Origin of the sequence: Burkholderia sp. E168m23 (genome assembly GCF_016586125.1) — a bacterium.
GTDB lineage: Bacteria > Pseudomonadota > Gammaproteobacteria > Burkholderiales > Burkholderiaceae > Burkholderia > Burkholderia orbicola.
In genome coordinates this window covers 1-18,373 of sequence record NZ_BCPP01000025.1, presented here as the reverse complement: position 1 = coordinate 18,373, position 18,373 = coordinate 1, and the positions used below count along the sequence as shown (strand labels likewise).

The following is an 18,373-nucleotide window of genomic DNA, read 5'->3' as shown; positions in this document are numbered from 1 at the left end:
GCCATCCCGCGCGGATCGGCGGGAAGCGCAACCGTCGCGCCGGGTTGCAGTTCGTTCAGGTTCTTCAGCTGGCGCGAATAGAACGCCATCGGCAGCGTGACGGTCGGCGCGACTTCGGTCAGCGCGTAACGCTTGCGCGCACGGGTCGCGGCAAGCTGTTGCGCATCCTCGAAGCTGGCCGCGTCGATCCGCCCGTCCGCCAGCGCCGTGTCGATGCGCGACGCATTGTCGAATTCGACGACGTCGACGCTCAGCCCGCGCGCGGCCGCCACCCGCTTCACTTCGTCGAGGATCTGCGCATGCACGCCACGCGTGACGCCGACGCGCACGGCCGGCGCCGCGGCTTCGGCAGCCACTGCCGCGCCGTGAAGCACGACGCCGCATGCAGCCAGCAGCCACGCCGCCATGAAACGCCCGATGCGCGCCGTCATGACGCGTCCCTCAGGATCGTGCGAAATCCGATGTGCGACGCGCCGAGATCGGCTTCCTGCTGTTCGCGCGACGATGCGCGATAACGCACGCAGTAGTCTCGCGAGCACAGGAACGAACCGCCCTTGATCACCATCGGCGTATCGTGCCGGCGCGTCGGCGGTGCGACGGCCGCCGTATCGCCGTTCGTGTGCGACTGATGCGGGCCCGTGTACGCGTCCTTCGTCCATTCCCATGCGTTGCCGATCATGTCGTAAAGACGAAAGCCGTTCGCCGCATAGCAGCCGACGGGCGCCAATCCGGCGTGGCCATCCTCGGCCGAGTCGAGCACCGGAAACGCGCCCTGCCAGTAGTTCGCGGCCGGCTTGCCCTGCGCATCGCGCGGCGCCGCATCGAGCGATGCGTCGTCGCGGCCCGCCTTGCCCGCGTATTCCCATTCGGCCTCGGTCGGCAGGTCGCGGCCGAGCCAGCGCGCATACGCGAGCGCATCGCGCTGCGTGACGAGCGTCACCGGCAGGTTGCCGAGCCCTTCCACGTCGCTGCCCGGACCGTGCGGATGTCGCCACGACGCGCCCTTCACCCACGACCACCATGCGAGGTCGCGCGCGTTCAACTCGTCGCGGGTCGGCACATGAAACACCGCCGCGCCGCCCTGCTGCTCGGCCTCGGTCACGTATCCGGTGGCCTGCACGAACGCGGCGAACTGCGCGATCGTCACGTCGGTCTGGTCGATCCAGAAGCCGCCGACGCGCGTCTTGCCGTCGCCGACCGGGCGCTCGTCCGCATAGCCGCGCGTGCTGCCGAACACGAACGCGCCGCCGCGCAGGTGCACCATCCCGGCCTGCGGATCGTCACGCCACTTCGACGGCAGCCCCGAATAGCGTTCGCACTGGCGCTCCGAACCGAGTGGCGCGAGCGCGCGGCCGCGATTCAGGTCGTCGAACGCGCCGTCCGCCGGCGCCGCCGGATTCGCATAGCCCGCCGCGAACGCGGCGGCGAACAGCGTGGCGGCCAGCGCCGCGCCGATCGTCCAGAAACGCAACCGCATCGTATCGCCCCGCGATCAGTAGTAGCCGCGCGGACGCAGCGGTTCGACGCCGCCGACGTTGCCCATGTAGGTCTTCCACTGGTCGACCAGCGTGCCGATCACCGACGGGTTCTGCGCGGACACGTCGGTCGTCTCGCCGCGATCCGACGCGAGGTCGTACAGCTGCCAGTGACCGTCGAGCGGGCCGAGCGGCGGCTCGGTCCACAATGCCTTCCAGCGGCCGTCGGCGCTGCGCAGATACGCGCGGCCGTACGCTTCGTCGCCGAACGGCGTCGTGTGCACTTCGCCCGTCGCCGAACCGGTGAGCACCGGCAGCAGCGACTGGCCCGTGACCGGATACACATAGCGGTTGTTGTAGATCACCTTGCCCTTGTTCTGATCGACGCCCGTCAGCGTGTTCACCAGCGGCGGCGCCGGCTGCGACGGCGGCGTGACGCCCGCGACCGCGAGGAACGTCGCCGTGTTGTCGGTCACGTGCGTGAACGCGCGCAGCGTCGGCAACGATTGCGACTGGCCCGGCAGGTGCACGATCGTCGGCGTCGATACGCCGCCTTCGCCCGAATAGCCCTTCGTGAGCCGGAACGGCGCCGCGCTCACTTCGGCCCAGCGCAGCCCGTACTGCAGGCGCTGCGCATTCTGCTTGCCGTTGTCGGTGCCGAGCGCCGAATAGGTCGGCTCCTGCGCGTTCGCGGTGTCGGTCGCGGTCGGGTCGGCGCCGGAATCGATCGGCCAGCCTTCCGCGCCGTTGTCCGACTGGAACATGATGAACGTGTTGTCGTATTCGCCGATGTCCTTCAGGTGCTGGATCAGCAGGCCGATGTTGTAGTCGAGGTTCTCGACCATCCCCGCGTAGATCTCCATGTAGCGCGCCTGCGCCTTGCGCTCGGCCGGCGACAGGCTCGACCACAGCTTGTCGACCTTGCCGGGGCCGTAGTCGCTGTAGCCGTCGGCGGCCGAATGCACCGCGTTGATGTACTTCGCGCTGGCCGTGCCGTTGTTCGCGGTCGCGGGCGAGGCGACCGTCGTCTCGGGCAGCCCGTCGAACGGCTTGAAATCGGCCGGAATCAGGCCGAGCGCCTTCTGCCGCGCGATCCGCGCGTTGCGGATCGCATCGTAGCCGGCGTCGTACACGCCCGCGTACTTGTGCAGCCACGGATCGGGCACCTGCAGCGGCCAGTGCGGCGACGTGTAGGCCGCGTACGCGAAGAACGGCTTGCCGTCCTGCTTGTTCGCATCGATGTACGAGATCAGCTTCTGCGTATAGAAATCGGTCGAATAGAACACGGCCGGGCTGCCGCCCGTGCCGCCCGGCTGCCCGGGCTGGCCCGGCTGCACGTAGCGGCCGTCTTCCGTGTAGTTCGACGAGCCGGCCGGCTCGTGCGCGAAGTGGTTCGTCGCCGCGCCGCCGAGCAGCACGTAGCTGCGCTCGAAGCCCCACTGGTCGGGCGTCTGCCCGCTGCCCGTCGCACTGCCGACGATGCCCGAGCCGATGTGCCACTTGCCCGCGATATACGTGTGATAGCCGGCGTCCTTCAGCAGTTGCGCGAACGACAGCGCGCGATCGTTCAGGTAGCCCTCGTAGCCGGGCAGCCCGCGCCGCTCGTCGGTCGGCACGCCCATCGTGCCTTCGCCGACGAGATGGTGATCGGTGCCGGACACCAGCATCGCGCGCGTGATCGCGCAGACGGTGCCCGTGTGATGGTTCGACAGGATGCGGCCCGATGCGACGAGCGCGTCGAGGTTCGGCGTGTTGATCTCGCCGCCGAACGCATGGATGTCGGAATAGCCGAGATCGTCGGCCATGATGTACAGGATGTTCGGGCGTTTCGCGGCCTGGGTCGGGGTGGGCGTCGGCGTGACGCCGGCCTGCGACGGCGGCGCGTCGCTGTCGACGCCGCCGCACGACGCGAGCGACACCGCGCCGGCAATCGCGGCGCAGACGACACGGAAACGAAAAGCATGCAACGGCGACGCGGACTTTTTCATTATTGTTGACGCTCGATCTACGGGATCGGCGATCTTAGCGTCGCTCGTGCGGCGCCCAAAGTCGGATTCGTCACATGCTAACGGGGTGGGGGAATATGCGGCGCGTATCGTCCGCCACGCGTCGCGCAGCCGTGCATCAACTGCGCCCGCCGAGGCTGCCGCCGCCGTCCACCGATAGCACCTGCCCGGTGACGAAACCGGCTTCGTCCGACAAGAAAAACACGGTGGCGGCCGCGACGTCGTCGGCCGTGCCGAGCCGGCGCGCGGGAATCGTCGCGAGCACCTTGCGCTCGGCTTCGCTGCCGACCGGCCGCGTCTGGCGGAACAGTTCCGTCTCGATCGGGCCCGGCGCCACCGCGTTGACGGTCACGCCGTGTTCGGCGAGTTCGAGCGCCCACGTGCGCGTGCAGCCGACCAGCGCGTTCTTCGCGGCGGAATACGCGGTGCGGTCGAGGCTGCCGAAGATCGCGCGGCTGCAGATGTTGACGATGCGCCCGTAGCCGCGCGCCTTCATCGCATCGGCAAAATGCTGCGTGACCTGGATCGCGGCCCGCACGTTGAGATCGAACACGGTCTGCAACGACTGGAAATCGATCTTTCCGAGTGGTTGCGGCAGCACGATGCCCGCGTTGTTGACGATGCCGTCGACATGGTGGCGTTCGCCGATCCGCGCGAGCGTCGCGGCGGTCTGTTCGATATCGGCGAGATCGCACGCGAGCAATTCGCCGGGGAAGTCGATGCCCTGCGCGTGCCGCGCGAGACCGACGACGCGATGGCCGCGTCGGGCGAGCGTGGTGCTGATCGCGAGGCCGATGCCGCGTGATGCGCCGGTGACGAGATAAGTGCGGGATGACATGGGCGTGCCCTTGGGAAGGAATCCGGAGGAAATGGCGCAACGCGCCTTGTGGTCACCCGGCGCGCGCGTGCTCCGCCCGATTGTGCCGCAGCGACGAGAAACGCGTACGGTCGATGCCTTCTCGTCGCGTTCGATGCGTCACCCTCACACTCGCCAGTCGCTCACCCAACCCGCCCCGCCGCCACCGGCATCGCGCGCCGCGACGCGATCCGCAATGCGAGCACACCGCCCGCCAGCAACGCGACCGCGACGAGCAGCAGCGCGAGATCGTACGAATGCGTGACGTCCTTGATCCGCCCCATCACCGGCGGCAGCGCGAGCCCCGCGATGTTCGCGACCGCGTTGATCAGCGCGATCGACGCGGCCGCCGTGAGGCCCGACACGTATTCGGTCGTCACGGCCCAGAACACCGGCGTCGCGGCCCAATTCAAGCCGACCGCGAACACCAGCAGCGCATACGCGACGGGCAGCACCGGCGTGTAGATCGCCGCGACCAGCAACGCACCGGCCAACAGCATCGGCACGCCGAGATGCAGCGCGCGTTCTCCGCCGAGATCTGAATGCCGGCCATTTAGATACATCGCGACGCATGCGAACAGGAACGGCAGCGCGGACAGGCTGCCGACCGCGAAACTCGACTGCCCCGACAGACTCTTCACGAGCAGCGGCAGGAACAACGTCAGGCCGATCGTGCCGAACGCCTGCAACAACCAGAACGCGGCGAGCGCCCACACCTTGCCGTCGCCGAACGCACGCCGCAATGCGACGCCATGCGACAGATGCTCGCGCGGCGCGCCGTCGCGCAGCGTCGCTTCGAGCCACGCGCGCTCGTCGGCCGGCAGCCAGCGCGCGTGCGCGGGCGTATCGGGCAGGCGGCGCAGCACGACGAACCCGAGCAGCAGTGCGGGCACGCCTTCGAGCAGGAACAGCCAGCGCCAGCCCTCGACGCCGAGCACGCCGTTCAGGTTCAGCAGCGCGCCGGACAGCGGCAGCCCGATCACCGACGCGAGCGTCGCGCCGATGTAGAAGAACGACATCGCACGCGCCCGGTCGCTCTGCGGATACCACGCGGACAGGTAGTAGATGATGCCCGGCGTGAAGCCGGCTTCGGCCGCGCCGAGCAGCAGGCGCATCGCGTAGAGCTGCCCCGGTGTATGCACCGCGCTCATCGCGGCCGCGACGATGCCCCACGTGATCATGATCCGCGCGATCCAGCGGCGTGCGCCGACCCGCGCGAGGAACAGGTTGCTCGGCACCTCGAACAGGATGTAGGTCACGTAGAACAACCCCGCGCCGAGCCCGTACATTTCGGCGCTGAGACCGAGGTCGGCATTCATCTGCAACGCCGCGACCGAGATGTTCGAGCGGTCGATATACGCGACGAGGTACAGCAGCATCAGGAACGGAATCAGGCGCAGGTTCAGGCGTCGCATCGTCGCGGCGTGCAACTGCGGGGCGGTGGCGGTCATCGGCATGTCTCCTGGATCGTCTCGCGTGAGGCGCGGCGTCATGCAGGCCAGTCTAGGAGCCCCGTGAAATTCGCGTCAATTACCGGGATGTGTTCTCGATATATGAGACACGAGCGGGCGCGATGCGCGGCCAACCGGGTTGTCGCGCCGTCGTCATGCGCGTACCCCGTTTGCGTCGTCGGACGCCAGCATGTGCGGAATCTCGTCGACCAGCGCATCGACGACGGCCCGCACCTTCGACGGCACGTGGCGCGCCGCCGGCCGCACCGCGAACACCTCGGCGCCCGACACGCTGTTGCTGTCCATCACGAGCGCGAGACGGCCGTCGCGCAAGTACGGCGCCATCAGCCAGCACGGCAGCCACGCCAGGCCCGCGCCGGCGGCGGCCGCATCGGCGATCGCCTGCAGGTCGTCGAACCGCAGGCGGCCGGCCGCGCGATGGTCGTGCACCGCGCCGTCCGCGCCGATGACTCGCCATGGTGTCGGCTGTCCGCCGCGCGAATACGCGATGCCGACGTGTGACGCCAGTTCGTCGAGCCCCGACGGCCGGCCGTGACGCGCGAGATACGCGGGCGATGCGCAGATGCCCATGCGCTGCACGCCGAGCTTGCGGCCGACCAGCGCGCTCGTATCGGCCAGCTCGCCGATGCGCACGGCCAGGTCGAAACCGTCGTTGACGAGGTCGGCCACGCGATCGCTGAACGACATGTCGATTTCGAGCCGCGGATGGCGCTCGACGAGACGCCGCACGACGGGCGCCACGCACTGCCGCCCGAACAGCACGGGCACGCTGACGCGCACGCGCCCGGCCGGCTCGCGACGGCCCGCGTCGAGCGCGGCTTCCGTTTCGCCGAGTTCGGCCAGCAGCCGCCGGCACTGCTCGTAATAGACGAGCCCTTCGTCGGTCAGGCCGAGCTGGCGTGTCGTGCGCTGCAGGAGCCGCGCGCCGAGACGCAGTTCGAGCCGCGCGACGATCTTCGCGACGGCCGAGCGCGTCATGCCGAGGCGCAGCGCCGCCGCTGCGAAGCTGCCCGATTCCACCACGTCGACGAATTCGGCGACACCTCTCAGCCGTTCATCCATGCCGCTCCGCTCCGGTGCGATGACAGGGTTGTTTCCATGCCGGCGACAATCGTTGGCCGAATTCTCGCCAATGCGTCTACCTGCGCAACACTATGATAGTCCGGACTATCTCGAAAAGGAGTCGACATGCATGCATGGCACCTCAAACCGGGCGACGGCATTGCCGGGCTCGGGCGTATCGACGCGACGCCGCGCGCGGTCGGGCCGACCGACATCGTCGTGAAGATCCACTCGGCCGCGCTGAACTATCGCGACCTGATGTTCGCGCGCGGCGACTATCTGGGTATCGGCAAGGAAGCGCTGATCCCGGTCGCCGACGGCGCCGGCGAAGTGGTCGAGACCGGCCGCGACGTCACGCGCTTCAGGCCGGGCGACCGCGTGATCAACACCTACTTCCCGCGCTGGATCGACGGGCCGCCGACGCCGCACAAAGTGTCGGGTTCGCCCGGCGCGCAATTCGACGGCGTGCTGGCCGAACGCTTCGTCGCCGACGAAACCGCGCTGGTCGCGATTCCCCCGCATCTCGACTACGACGAAGCGGCGACGCTGTCGTGCGCGGGCATCACCGCGTGGAACGCGCTGTTCGTCGGCGGCGGATTGAAGCCGGGCGCGACCGTCGTGCTGCTCGGCACGGGCGGCGTATCGATCATCGCGCTGCAGCTCGCGCAGGCCACGGGGTTGCGCACGATCGTCACGTCGTCGAGCGATGCGAAGCTCGAACGCGCCCGCGCACTCGGTGCGGACGCAACGATCAACTATCGGACGACGCCCGAATGGCAACATGAAGTATTGCGGCTCACCGGCGGCGCGGGCGCGGATCTCGTCGTCGAAGTCGGCGGCCGCGATACGCTGCCGCGCTCGATCGCCGCGACGAAGCTCGGCGGCATCGTGTCGATCATCGGGGGCCTCAGCAGCTTCGGCGGGCCGGTACTCGATCTGCTGCCGCTGATCGGCGGCGTCAAGCAACTGCACGGCTTCATGGTCGGCAGCCGCGCGATGCTCGACGACGTCGTCCGGCTCGTCGACGCGAAGCGGATCAAGCCGGTGGTCGATCGCGTGTTCGGCTTCGACGAAGCGCCGCAAGCGTATGCGCACCTGCAATCGGGGCAGCACTTCGGCAAGGTGGTGATTCGCGTCGCGTCGTGATGCGTGCAGGGACGACGTACCGCGGCTCGACGCGCCAGGCGCCGGCGCCGCGGCAGGCGTCTCCCGTCAGCGTCAGATCTTCGCGGTCAGCGTGATCCCGACCGTGCGCGGATCGCCGTACAGCGTCGGATACGCGCCATACGACGGCAACAGCTCGAGCTTCTTGTAGACCTTGTTCGTCAGGTTCGTCACGTAGCCGGTCACGATGTACTTCTGGTTCGGCGTCGTGTACGACACATGCGCGTTCAGCACCGTATAGCCGCCCTGCCACAGCTGCGGCATCGTCTGCCGCGTCGCGCTGAAGTACTCGCGGCTGCGGTAGTTCACGTCGCCGCCCGCCGTCAGCGTGCCGAACGACACCGGTACGCGATAGTCGAAGCCCGCGTTCAGCGTCGTATGCGGCGAACGTGCGAACGAGTTGCCCACGGCCGTCGGCACGTTGCGGAATTCCGTGTAGCGCGTGTTCAGCATCCCGAGGTTCGCGAACAGGTACAGGCTGTTGACCGGCTGCGCCTTCAGCTCCAGCTCGAAGCCGTCCGCGCGCCCCTGCCCCGCATTCGACAGCGTCGACACCGGCGGCCCGCCGAACGGGTTCGGCGCCAGCGCGAACACCTGGATGTCGCGATAGTCGTAGTGGAACACGCTCGCGTTGACGATCAGCCGCTTGTCGAACCATTCGCTCTTGATGCCGACCTCGTAATCGGTCAGGTACTCCGGCGACACGGTCGACACCGTGCTCTGCGTATAGGCGTTGCCGTTGTAGCCGCCCGAGCGGAAGCCGCGCGCATAGCGGAAATACGCGCGCACGTTGCTGCTGAGCGCATATTCGGGCGTGAGGTCCCAGGTCGGCGCGCGCCAGGTGTTGGTCTGGTTCTGCCGCGCGCTGACCGCGAGCGGCGACGACACCGACGACGGCGACCACCAGCTGTTCGGATCGCTGAACGTCACGTTGCCGGTATCCTGCAGCCCGGTCAGGTTGATGGTCTTGCGCTCGATCGTGTAACGCAGCCCGCCCGTCACGTTGAAGCGGTCGGTGAACCGGTACTTGACGCTGCCGAAGATCGCCGCGCTCTGCGTGTGCTGCGTGAGATCCGTCAGGTGGTAGTACGCGGGCGACGGCGAGCCCGGCAGCCCGCCGCCGGCGCCCTGCTCGGCCAGTTGCTCGGTAAACAGATGCGTGCCGACGATCCAGCTCAGGCGGTCGCTCTGCGGCGATTCGAGCCGGAATTCCTGCGAAAACTGCCGGCTCGACAGGCGGTCGTGCGAGCGCGCCGCATCGAACGGCGAATAGTCCTCGTCGTCCTGGTACCAGCGGTGCAGCCCTTCGAACGCGGTGATCGACGTCAGCGACACCGCCGGGTTGATGCGCCAGTGCGCGGTCAGCGACGTGCCCCACGTCGAGATGTGATCGCTCGACGGCGCATTGAGCGACACCGTATACGGATCGCTCGACCCGACGAAGCCGAACTGGTTCGTGCCGCCGCGCCCCGCGCCTTCCGCGTGCCATGCGTTGCCGCCGCCCGTGTAGTTGCGGCCATGGATGTTGAACAGGAAATCGGTGTCCGACGTCGGCACGGCGAGCACCTGGAAGCGCACCGCGTTGTCGTGGAAGCCGCCGAAGCGCCCCTGCTGCACCGTGTTCGTGTAGAAGCTGTCGGCATTCTCGTGATACACCGACACGCGCGCGGCCAGCACGTCGTTCTTGCCGATCGGCCCGCCGATCGCCGCTTCCGCGAGCCGGCTGTTGTACTGGCCGAAGCCGAGCTTGCCGTAGCCGCTCACGTCGAACGTCGGCTTCTGCGACGTGATGTTGAGCGCGCCGCCGACCGTATTCTTGCCCCACAGCGTGCCCTGCGGCCCGCGCAGCACTTCGATGTGGTCGAGGTCGAACAGCGGAAAGCCCTGCCCGAACACGCTGTTGATGTACACGTCGTCGAAGTACACGCCGATCGGGCTCAGCGACAGGTCCGACGGATCGTTGCTGCCGACGCCGCGCAGGAACCAGCGCGGCCGTTCGCGGCCCTCGGTCGATTGCCCGGTGAAGTTCGGCACGTACTTCGTCACGTCGTTGATCACGCGCAGCTCGTTGTTCTTGATCGCATCGCCGCTCAGCGCGCTGACCGCGACCGGCACGTCCTGGATGCGCTCCTTGCGCCGGCGCGCCGTCACGGTCACCGTGCCGAGGTTCGTTTCGCGTACGGCCGTACCGCGGTCCGCACGCACCGCCTTCGGTGCGGCCGCGGCCGCATCGTCCGATGCCTGTTGCGCCGGCTTCGCGTCCGGCGCCCCCGCCGTCGCCGCGCCATCTTCCGCCCATGCGGGCGACGATACGACGCCGCCCGTCAGCAGTCCCCCCAGCGCGGTGACGATTAGTTTTTTCCTGAACATCGATGAGTCATCCTGTTTGATCGGTTGAACGCAGTGCGTGCGCGACGCACGGGTTCTCTCATGCAATTCGGATGCCAGCATCGACAGGCCCGTCGCACGGGGCGCGCGGCGGGCCTGCTGCGCCCGTGTTGCTGCATGCGCATCTGTGTAAGCGGAAAATTGCTGGTCACGCAACACCGCACGATGCCGAATTCGTTAGGACAGCTTCGCAGGCAGCGCTTGCGTCGCGCCGCGACGCCCATGTGCGAGCCGCAGCGCGAGTGCGACCAGCACGACGACCGGCAGCCAGCACAGAAATACGGCCCGCAACCCGACGAGCGGCGCGAGCGCGCTGCCGACCAGCGGGCCGCAGAACGCGCCGGTCATCGACGCGAGGTTGTAGAGGCTCGATACCTGGCTCTTGTCGGCCGGATGACGGCCGAGATGCTGCATGTTGACGAGATGCAGCAGCGACGAGCCGGCGCACAGCGCGGCGAGCCCTGCACCGACGATCCACGGATCGCGCCCGAGGCCGAGCGCGAGCAGCCCGGCCATGCCGCCCGCGAGGCCGAGTGCATGACAGCGGCGCTCGGTCATGCGCTGCGCGACGTGCCCGAGCCCGAACAGCGCGATCACCGCGACCGCGCCCTGCAATGTCAGCAGTGCGACGGCACGCGTCTGCGTGAGGCCGAGCGACTGGATCGCGAGCACCACCGTATAGGTGCCGACGAGCGCGCGCGTCGCGCTGTTCACCGCTTCCACGACGAGCTGCTCGCGGATGCCGCGGCTCCACGCGAGCGCGAACAGCGCGCGCAGGCCGCCGGTTCGACGTGACGCGCCGGGAGACGGTGGCGCCGCCTCGCCGAGCAACCCGCGGCTGAACAGCGCCATCCCCGCGAAGCTCGCCGACGCCACGCAGAACGTCGCGACCGCACCGTGCGTGCCGATCAGCCCGCTCGCGAGCCACGGCCCCACCATCCCGGTGCCGATCGACATCGCCGCGCGATACCAGCCCGCGCGGGCGAGGCCGATCTGCGCGAGCCGCGCGAGAAACACGCCGTTGATCGACACGATCCGGAACGGGATGCACAGCCCGATCAGCCCCTGCGTGAGCGCGATCAGCGGCCACGCGCCCGTGAACGGCACGACGAGATTGAGCAGCATCGGCCCCATGCTGGCGGCGAAGTACACGCGGCGCGCACCGTAGCGCGCGACCAGCAGCCCGGCCGGCAACGTCATCAGCGCGATGCCGAGCGGCTCCATCGCGGCGATGATGCCGAGCCGCGCGTCGTCGACGCCGAGCGCCAGCGCATACAGCGTCGTCGCGAGCTGCGCCATGCTGATCGTCGTGCCGCTCGCGAGCGCGAGCAGCATGAAGCCGCCGGTGAAGCGCTCGCGCCGCCATGCGTCGGCGACGCGTGCCGGCGTGCTCACCGCGACAGCGTCGCGATGCCGTCGAGCGCGCGCCGGTCGATCCACGCGCGCACGTCGAAGTCGGCGGGCAGGAACCGCCAGTCGACCAGAAAGCGCTTGAAATCATCGAGCGCGGCGATCGACGCTTCGTCGAGATCCGTGCGCAGCCGCCGGTGCACGTCCACGCCGTACGCGAGCCGCAGCGAGTCGTGGCCCGACCCCGTCTCGCGGCCGAGATAGCCGAGCACTTCGTGCTCGTGCTCGCGCGCCCACCCTTCGACGTCGGTCACGCGTGCGAGAAAGCGGCTGACGATGTCGGGATGGCGTTCGAGCGTCGACGCATTGACGGTCAGCGGGCGCGGCGAGCCGTTGTTGATGCGGATCTGCGGATCGGGATGAAAGCCGATGTCGACCACCGGTTGCGCGCCGATCAGGTGCGCGGTTTCGAGCCCGAGCGAACCCTTCACGTAGATCGCGTCGACGTCGCCGCGCACCAGCGCGGCCGCCTCGGCCGCATAGAGCCGCCGGCTCGACAGGCTCGCCGGATGGCTGAACGCCGCGTCGCGGGTCGCGGGCGTCGCCACCGGCGCGCGCAGGTTCGATGCCGGTACGTCGACCCATTCGACGTCGCCGGGGCCGAGCCCGTCGAGCGACAGCGCACTCACGAAGCCGCGCAGCGCCGCCGCGCGGAAGATGTCGATCCGCTCGCCGTCGCGGCGCGGCAGGCCGATGCGGCGCCCACGCAGGTCCTTCGGCCGCGCGAGGCCGGCTTCCGGCAGCGCGACGATCGCCTGGGCCTCGTCGACCCAGGTCAGCGCGACCACGCGCGTGTCGGCGCCGGACGCACGCGCCCACAGCGCCGGAATGCTGCCGCCCTGCCGGAACGCGTTGTCGAGCGAATGGTCGACGTGCGCGTGATGCAGCGCCGCGTGCTGGCTTTCCTGCAGCGCGCGCACGGTGATGCCGTCGCCGGCGAATTCGTGATCCAGCCAGCCGAGATGCGCGGCGATGCCGAGCGGTGTCGGCACCGGACAGCGCGTGTACCAGATCGACTGAACGTTGTGTGAAGCCGTGGTGCTCATGAATGCGTTCGCAAAAAAGGAGTCGTGAAACGCGCGTCAGCCGCGCGGCGCGGTGAGCACCGACAATCGCGTGATACCGGCGTGCTCGATCGCGGCCATCAGCTTCGCGACGGTGCCGTACGGCACGTGCTCGTCGGCCTGCAGGTCGAGCGCGACGTCGGGCCGGCCGGCCTTCAGCGCGGCCAGCTCGGCCGGCACCGTGTCGAGCGCGACCGCGCGCTTGTCGAGGTACACGACGCCCTTGCCGTCGACGCTCACGGTCACGTTCGGCTTGCGGTCGGCCGGCGCGGTGGCGACGGTGTTCGGCAGATTCACGTGCACCGCGTTGTTCAGCAGCGGTGCGGTGACGATGAAGGCGACCAGCAGCACGAGCATCACGTCGACGAGCGGCGTGATGTTGATTTCGCTGAGCACGTCGTCGTTGTCGGAGGAGGACGAGAAGGCCATTATGCGAACGCCTCCTGGCGGGTGTCGTCGGAACGGCGCGCCGGCGTGGCGGCGGGCACGGCGGCCGGCACGCGGAAGCCGGCTTTCTGCGCGAGCGTGACGAAGTCGGTCGCGAACGCGTCGAGATCGGCCGACGCGGCCTTCACGCGGCGCACGAAGAAGTTGTACGCGAGCACGGCCGGCACCGCGACCGCGATGCCGATGCCGGTCGCGACCAGCGCCTCGCCGATCGGCCCGGCCACGACGTCGATGCTCGCCGACGCGCTGTGCGTGATCGCGGTCAGCGCATGGATGATGCCGAACACGGTGCCGAACAGCCCGACGAACGGCGCGGTGCTGCCGATCGACGCGAGCACCGCGAGCCCCGCTTCCTCGCGCCGGCGCGCGTTGTGGATCTGCTGGCGCAGATGGCGTTCGAGCAGGTCATGACGGCTCCAGCTGTGTTCGAGATCGTGCGCGCTGCTCTCGTCGGCGCGTCGCAGTGCGTCGAAGCCCGTCGCGGCGAGTTCGCCCACCGGGCTGTTCGCGCCGTCGAGCGTGGCCGCGTCGTGGAAGCTGTTCGCGGCCCAGAACGCGCTGACGTAACGCCGGTTGCGCGCGCTCGAGCGCAGGCTCTGGATGGCCTTCACGACGATCAGCGTCCACGTGACGACGGAGAAAACGACGAGCAGCCAGAGCGCGCCCTGGACGATGAAGGTGGTCGGGATAGCGTTCATGATGTGAGCTCCTTGAAAAATGTGGCGGGCGGCCCGGCGGGTCAGCCCAGCTTGAAATCGATCGGCACGTTCACCCAGCCGTCGACCGCTTCGTCGCCGCGCTTCGCGGGGACGAAGGTCCAGCGCTTCACGGCAGCCACCGCCGCGCTGTCGAGCAGGCGGCGGCCGCTGCTCGTGCGGACCTCGACCGAATCGGGCGTGCCACTCGCGAGCACGTGCACGCGCAGCACGACGCGCCCTTCCCAGCCCTGGTCCTGCGCGAACGCCGGATAGTCGGGCGCCGGGTTGCGCAGGTACGCCGCGTCGCCGATCGGCGCGGTTTCGCGCACGGGTACGGCGGGTGCGGGCGCGGGCGCCTGAACCGGGGCAGCGGGCGCGGCGACGGCCGGCGTCGCCGGCGCGGGTGCAGGTGCGGCTTCGCGCGTCGCCTGCGGCGTGGCAGCCGGCGCCGGACGCGGTACGGCCGCGCGCGGCTTCGGCGGGGTCGGCGCCTGCTTCAACGGCTTCGGCGACACGACCGGCGGCGGCGGGTGCGCGGCCTGCGGCAGCGGTTCGGGCGGCCGCGTCAGCTCGACCGTCATCGGCAACGGCCGCGGCGGCTGCACGGGCGGTGCGGCAGGCACGCGCGCGGCCAGCAGCGCGACGCCCGCATGCAGCGCCGCGATCGCCAGCGCAATCGCCGCCGCGCCACGCCATCCGTTCGCCGGTGCGGCCCGTGCGTCGACCTGCGCGGACGGCGGCAGCGACGGCGGACGCGCAACCGCCGCCACCGTGCGCGGCGCCGCACGTGCCGCATGCCGGCGCGCGGGCGGCACGCCGTATTCGATCGTCAGCCCTGTCATGTTCGACTCCTTGCAATGACACGCCGCGGCGCGCTACGCGACCCACGCATGGCGGTGCCGGTCGATCTGCGTGAACGGCGCCGGATCGATCCACGCGCGCGCGTCGAAATCGTGTTCGAGAAAGCCCCACTCGACGAGAAAATCCTTGAACGCGACCAGCCCGTCGATCGACGTCGGCGCGAGCCCGGTTTCCAGATGGCGATGCACGTCCGCGCCATACGCGTAGCGCACCCACTCGTCGGATGCACGCGTTTCACGGCCGATATACGCGACCGTCTCCGCCGGATGGCGCGCGGCCCAGTCGCCCGCGCCGACCACGACCGACAGGAAGCGGCTCACGAGATCGGGGCGCGCGTCGATCAGCGCGCGGTCGACGGTCAGCGTGCGCGGCGTGCCGTTGCCGATCCGCACCAGCGGATCGGGATGCGCGCCGAGATCGATGACGACCTGCGCGTCGATCAGATGCACGGTTTCCAGCCCGGCCACGCCCTTCACGAACACCGCGTCGACGTCGCCGCGCACGAGCGCCGCGATTTCGAGCCCGTATTCGTGCGGGCCGCGCGTGAACGACGCGGGCCCGGTGTGGCGCTCGCGCGTGTCGGGCAGGTCGACCCATTCGGCGTCGCCGTGGCCGAGCCCTTCCAGCTCGAGCGCGCTCAGGAACCCCTTCAGCGCGGCCGCGCGCCAGAAGTCGATGCTGATCGGATGGCGCGGCAAGCCGAGCCGCCGGCCGCGCAGGTCGCGCGCGGTGCGGATGCCGCGCTCGGGCAGCGTGACGATCGCCTGGAATTCGTTGGTCCACGACAGGCCGATCACGCGCGTATCGGCGCCGCGGGCCCGCGCCCACAGCGCGGGAATGTTGCCGCCCTGCCGGAACGAGTGCGGCAGGCTGTGATCGAAGTGCGATTCGCGCTTGTCGGCGTCGGCCGTCTCCTGCAGCGAATGGAGTGCGATGCCGTCCGGCCCGAACTCCTCGTCGAACCAGCCGCGATGCACGGCGATGCCGAGCGCGGTCGGCACCGGGCAGCGCGTGTACCAGAGTGCGTCGCAAGCCGTGGCCTGCGCAGCGAGTGTCGTCATGGTGAGTGTCCTTGTCGTTGTCATGGGTGCGTGGCGGCGGGCCGCCGCGCTCAGGCGCCGGCCACGCGCAGCGCCGCCTGCGTGCCGCGCGCGTTCAGCGCGCCGTCGACGAGCGGCAGCACTTCCTCGCCCACGCGGTACGCTTCTTCGAGATGCGGGTTGCTCGCGAGGATGAACGTCGACACGCCGATCTCGACGTACTCCGCGAGCCGCTCGGCCACCTGCTCGTGGCTGCCGACGATCACGCAGCCGGGGCCGCCACGGATCTGCGACATCCCGGCCCACAGGTTCGGGCCGACGATCAGGTCGTCGAAGTGCTGCGTGTTGCCCTGGTGCAGCGCGAACTGGCGTTTCGCGCCGACCGATTCCGACGCTGCGCCGCGCCCGCCGAAGCCGTTGCGCGTCGTGTCGCCCACCGTCGCGAACATCTGCCGCAGCTCGGCCCACGCCTGCTCCTCGGTCTCGCGCGCCAGGATGTCGATGCGCATGCCGAAGCGCAGATCGCGCTCGGCGTTCTGCCGGTCGAGCGCGCGGCGCGCCGCATCGATCACTTCCTTCTGCTTCGCGAGCGGCTCGCCCCAGCTCAGGTGCACGTCGCCGTGCTTCGCGGCGACCGCGAGCGCCGCGTCGCTCGCGCCGGCCAGATAGATCCGCGGCGGTTTCTGGCCGCTCAGCGGCGGCAGCAGGCCGCCCTCCTCGACGCGATAGAAGCGGCCGTCGAACGTGAACGGCGCGCCGGCCGCGACGCCCTTCACGACGTCGAGGAATTCGTCGGTGCGCGCATAGCGGCTGTCGTGATCGATGAAGTCGCCGTACGCACGCTGGTCCGGCCCGCCGCCGCCCGTGACGACGTTCCATTCGACGCGGCCGCGGCTGATCCGCTGCAGGCTCGCGGCCATCTGCGCCGCATAGACCGGATGCACGAAATGCGGCTGCAGCGCGATCAGCAAGCGCAGCCGGCGCGTCTCGCGCGCCAGCGCGGCCGCCACGACCCACGGTTCCTCGGTGAAGCGGAAGATCGGAATCAGCGCGCCGTGGAAGCCGGCGATATCGGCCGCGCGCGCGACCTGCGACAGATAGTCGATGTAGCCGAACGCGTCGTCGTCGACTTTCGGTGCGACGCGCGACGCGCGCTGGCGATTCCATTCGCCGCGCGTATGCAGATCGTGTGCGCGCCGGCCGTCGCCGTGCATCGGCAGGCGCCACAGAAATTCAACAGCCATCGGGATTCTCCTTGTCGGCCCGTTCGGATTGCGTGCGGCACCGGCGTGCCGCGCGTTTGCAGCGCTGTAAAGCACGCGGTGTGCCAACGGGTTCGCCGCGACATGCGCGAAGCCGCCGGCGAATGCGCGCGGCGCCTTGCGGGTCGGGCGTGCGCGACGATTCGAATCATGTGCGCCGGGTGCCGCCGGACATGTCGCGACACGCACCCGTGCCGCTGCTGCTTCCGCCGCACCGGTGCTGCGCGCGCAACAGCGCCCGACCCGACTGTTGCTCACGCAACAACGCAGGGAACTGCCGCCATGCCGCGCATCGCCCGCGCGGCCCGCGGCAGCGGCCGCACGGCGGTTGCCGTTCACTGGCCCGGAACTTGCAACGTGGAACGGCCCGCGCGGGCGACACCGCGCCTCGACCACGCTTACCCAGACAGGGGAATCTCACACATGACAGACAGGCCCGATTCGTCATCGGACAAGCAGCAGACGTTCTGGTACGCCCGATCGCCGGTGCCGACGCCGCTCGGCATCGCCGTGCACCTCGGCTGGCTCAACGGCGAGACGTCGGCCGACGGCGTCGCGATCCGCTCGCCACGCGGCGCCACGCGGCACGACGTGTCGTCGATCAGCGACCACACGCTCGCGCAGTCGTTTCGCCAGGGCGGCAGCATCCCCGCGATGTGGGCGCGCTCGAACGACGCGAACACACGCGTGATCGGGTTGTCGTGGGTCGACGAATCGCAGCTGATCCTCGCGCGCCCCGAGTCGGGCATCCGCTCCGTGAAGGCGTTGCGCGGGCGCCGGATCGCGATTCCGAGCCGCCCCGACGATCGCATCGACATCTTTCGCGCGTCGGCGCTGCGCGGCTTCGTCAATGCGCTGAGCCTCGACGGGCTGACGCTCGGCGACGTCGAACGCGTCGACGTGCGCGCCCGCACGCTGCAAGCCGTCGGCCCGGCGCGCGCGGCGAGCCTGTTCGCGTCACCGCAAGGCTTTTCGAGCCGTGCGCTGTATGCGGCCGAAGCCGGCGCGCTGCTGCGCGGCGAAGTCGATGCGATCTACGTGAAGGGCTCGACGGGCCTCGAGATCGCGCAACTGATCGGCGCGCACGTCGTGATCGACATCGGCTTTCATCCGGAGCGCTCGATCCGCAACAACAACGGCACGCCGCGCCCGCTGACCGTCAACGCGG

Annotated in this window: 16 protein-coding genes; 2 read left to right on the top strand and 14 right to left on the bottom strand. The window is 69.6% G+C overall.

Annotation, left to right across the window (positions count from 1 at the left end; genetic code table 11):
* From JMF90_RS02635 to JMF90_RS02610, 6 genes are all read right to left on the bottom strand, one after another.
* Positions 1–431: MetQ/NlpA family ABC transporter substrate-binding protein (locus JMF90_RS02635; RefSeq protein WP_236597940.1), on the bottom strand; the 431-nt coding region annotated here is incomplete at its 3' end.
* The gene (locus JMF90_RS02630; protein ID WP_011694584.1) at positions 428–1,477 is read right to left on the bottom strand and encodes a formylglycine-generating enzyme family protein; all 1,050 of its coding nucleotides are present in this window, start codon (positions 1,475–1,477) and stop codon (positions 428–430) included. The genes JMF90_RS02635 and JMF90_RS02630, both read right to left, overlap by 4 nt.
* A 15-nt stretch (positions 1,478–1,492) precedes the next feature.
* Positions 1,493–3,463: an arylsulfatase gene (locus tag JMF90_RS02625; RefSeq protein WP_011694583.1), complete on the bottom strand. Its 1,971-nt coding sequence runs from the start codon at positions 3,461–3,463 to the stop codon at positions 1,493–1,495.
* Between the two features lie 136 nt (positions 3,464–3,599).
* Positions 3,600–4,319, bottom strand: a complete 720-nt coding sequence (locus tag JMF90_RS02620; protein WP_011694582.1) for an SDR family oxidoreductase — start codon at positions 4,317–4,319, stop codon at positions 3,600–3,602.
* A gap of 161 nt (positions 4,320–4,480) precedes the next feature.
* The gene (locus JMF90_RS02615) at positions 4,481–5,788 is read right to left on the bottom strand and encodes an MFS transporter (protein WP_011694581.1); all 1,308 of its coding nucleotides are present in this window, start codon (positions 5,786–5,788) and stop codon (positions 4,481–4,483) included.
* Between the two features lie 153 nt (positions 5,789–5,941).
* Positions 5,942–6,871 carry a LysR substrate-binding domain-containing protein gene (locus JMF90_RS02610; RefSeq protein WP_011694580.1) on the bottom strand — a complete coding sequence of 310 codons (930 nt, stop codon included), beginning with the start codon at positions 6,869–6,871 and terminating at the stop codon, positions 5,942–5,944.
* A 126-nt stretch (positions 6,872–6,997) separates the two neighbouring features.
* On the opposite strand from JMF90_RS02610, the gene JMF90_RS02605 reads away from it, so the two are divergent.
* Positions 6,998–8,017 carry an NAD(P)-dependent alcohol dehydrogenase gene (locus JMF90_RS02605; RefSeq protein ID WP_011694579.1) on the top strand — a complete coding sequence of 340 codons (1,020 nt, stop codon included), beginning with the start codon at positions 6,998–7,000 and terminating at the stop codon, positions 8,015–8,017.
* 72 nt (positions 8,018–8,089) lie between these two features.
* On the opposite strand, the gene JMF90_RS02600 is transcribed toward JMF90_RS02605, so the two are convergent.
* The 8 genes from JMF90_RS02600 to JMF90_RS02565 all read right to left on the bottom strand — a co-directional run bounded on the left by JMF90_RS02600 (position 8,090) and on the right by JMF90_RS02565 (position 17,187).
* Positions 8,090–10,405, bottom strand: coding sequence for a TonB-dependent receptor (locus tag JMF90_RS02600; protein WP_011694578.1), 2,316 nt, complete (start codon positions 10,403–10,405; stop codon positions 8,090–8,092).
* 195 nt (positions 10,406–10,600) lie between these two features.
* Entirely contained in the window at positions 10,601–11,818 is a 1,218-nt protein-coding gene (locus JMF90_RS02595) for an MFS transporter (protein WP_011694577.1), read from the bottom strand.
* Positions 11,815–12,879, bottom strand: coding sequence for an ABC transporter substrate-binding protein (locus JMF90_RS02590; protein ID WP_011694576.1), 1,065 nt, complete (start codon positions 12,877–12,879; stop codon positions 11,815–11,817). The genes JMF90_RS02595 and JMF90_RS02590 overlap by 4 nt, the downstream gene beginning before the upstream one ends.
* 36 nt (positions 12,880–12,915) lie before the next feature.
* Complete coding sequence (locus tag JMF90_RS02585) at positions 12,916–13,326, bottom strand: biopolymer transporter ExbD (RefSeq protein ID WP_006484323.1); 411 nt, start codon at positions 13,324–13,326, stop codon at positions 12,916–12,918.
* A complete protein-coding gene (locus tag JMF90_RS02580; protein WP_011694575.1) occupies positions 13,326–14,042 on the bottom strand; it encodes a MotA/TolQ/ExbB proton channel family protein in 717 nt (238 codons plus the stop codon). Before JMF90_RS02580 ends, JMF90_RS02585 begins: the two co-directional genes overlap by 1 nt.
* Positions 14,043–14,083: 41 nt before the next feature.
* Entirely contained in the window at positions 14,084–14,884 is an 801-nt protein-coding gene (locus JMF90_RS02575) for an energy transducer TonB (RefSeq protein ID WP_011694574.1), read from the bottom strand.
* A gap of 33 nt (positions 14,885–14,917) precedes the next feature.
* A complete protein-coding gene (locus tag JMF90_RS02570; protein ID WP_011694573.1) occupies positions 14,918–15,964 on the bottom strand; it encodes an ABC transporter substrate-binding protein in 1,047 nt (348 codons plus the stop codon).
* A 50-nt stretch (positions 15,965–16,014) separates the two neighbouring features.
* Complete coding sequence (locus JMF90_RS02565) at positions 16,015–17,187, bottom strand: LLM class flavin-dependent oxidoreductase (protein ID WP_011694572.1); 1,173 nt, start codon at positions 17,185–17,187, stop codon at positions 16,015–16,017.
* Between the two features lie 441 nt (positions 17,188–17,628).
* On the opposite strand from JMF90_RS02565, the gene JMF90_RS02560 reads away from it, so the two are divergent.
* Positions 17,629–18,373, top strand: a 745-nt coding sequence (locus JMF90_RS02560; RefSeq protein ID WP_201324947.1) for an ABC transporter substrate-binding protein, incomplete at its 3' end; no start/stop codon positions are given.

What these genes read in the sequence shown, in the direction of transcription:
- JMF90_RS02630 (WP_011694584.1), bottom strand. Translation starts at nt 1,477, where the DNA reads ATGCGGTTGCGTTTCTGGACGATCGGCGCGGCGCTGGCCGCCACGCTG.
- JMF90_RS02625 (WP_011694583.1), bottom strand. Translation starts at nt 3,463, where the DNA reads ATGAAAAAGTCCGCGTCGCCGTTGCATGCTTTTCGTTTCCGTGTCGTC.
- JMF90_RS02620 (WP_011694582.1), bottom strand. Translation starts at nt 4,319, where the DNA reads ATGTCATCCCGCACTTATCTCGTCACCGGCGCATCACGCGGCATCGGC.
- JMF90_RS02615 (WP_011694581.1), bottom strand. Translation starts at nt 5,788, where the DNA reads ATGACCGCCACCGCCCCGCAGTTGCACGCCGCGACGATGCGACGCCTG.
- JMF90_RS02610 (WP_011694580.1), bottom strand. Translation starts at nt 6,871, where the DNA reads ATGGATGAACGGCTGAGAGGTGTCGCCGAATTCGTCGACGTGGTGGAA.
- JMF90_RS02605 (WP_011694579.1), top strand. Translation starts at nt 6,998, where the DNA reads ATGCATGCATGGCACCTCAAACCGGGCGACGGCATTGCCGGGCTCGGG.
- JMF90_RS02600 (WP_011694578.1), bottom strand. Translation starts at nt 10,405, where the DNA reads ATGTTCAGGAAAAAACTAATCGTCACCGCGCTGGGGGGACTGCTGACG.
- JMF90_RS02590 (WP_011694576.1), bottom strand. Translation starts at nt 12,879, where the DNA reads ATGAGCACCACGGCTTCACACAACGTTCAGTCGATCTGGTACACGCGC.
- JMF90_RS02585 (WP_006484323.1), bottom strand. Translation starts at nt 13,326, where the DNA reads ATGGCCTTCTCGTCCTCCTCCGACAACGACGACGTGCTCAGCGAAATC.
- JMF90_RS02580 (WP_011694575.1), bottom strand. Translation starts at nt 14,042, where the DNA reads ATGAACGCTATCCCGACCACCTTCATCGTCCAGGGCGCGCTCTGGCTG.
- JMF90_RS02575 (WP_011694574.1), bottom strand. Translation starts at nt 14,884, where the DNA reads ATGACAGGGCTGACGATCGAATACGGCGTGCCGCCCGCGCGCCGGCAT.
- JMF90_RS02570 (WP_011694573.1), bottom strand. Translation starts at nt 15,964, where the DNA reads ATGACGACACTCGCTGCGCAGGCCACGGCTTGCGACGCACTCTGGTAC.
- JMF90_RS02565 (WP_011694572.1), bottom strand. Translation starts at nt 17,187, where the DNA reads ATGGCTGTTGAATTTCTGTGGCGCCTGCCGATGCACGGCGACGGCCGG.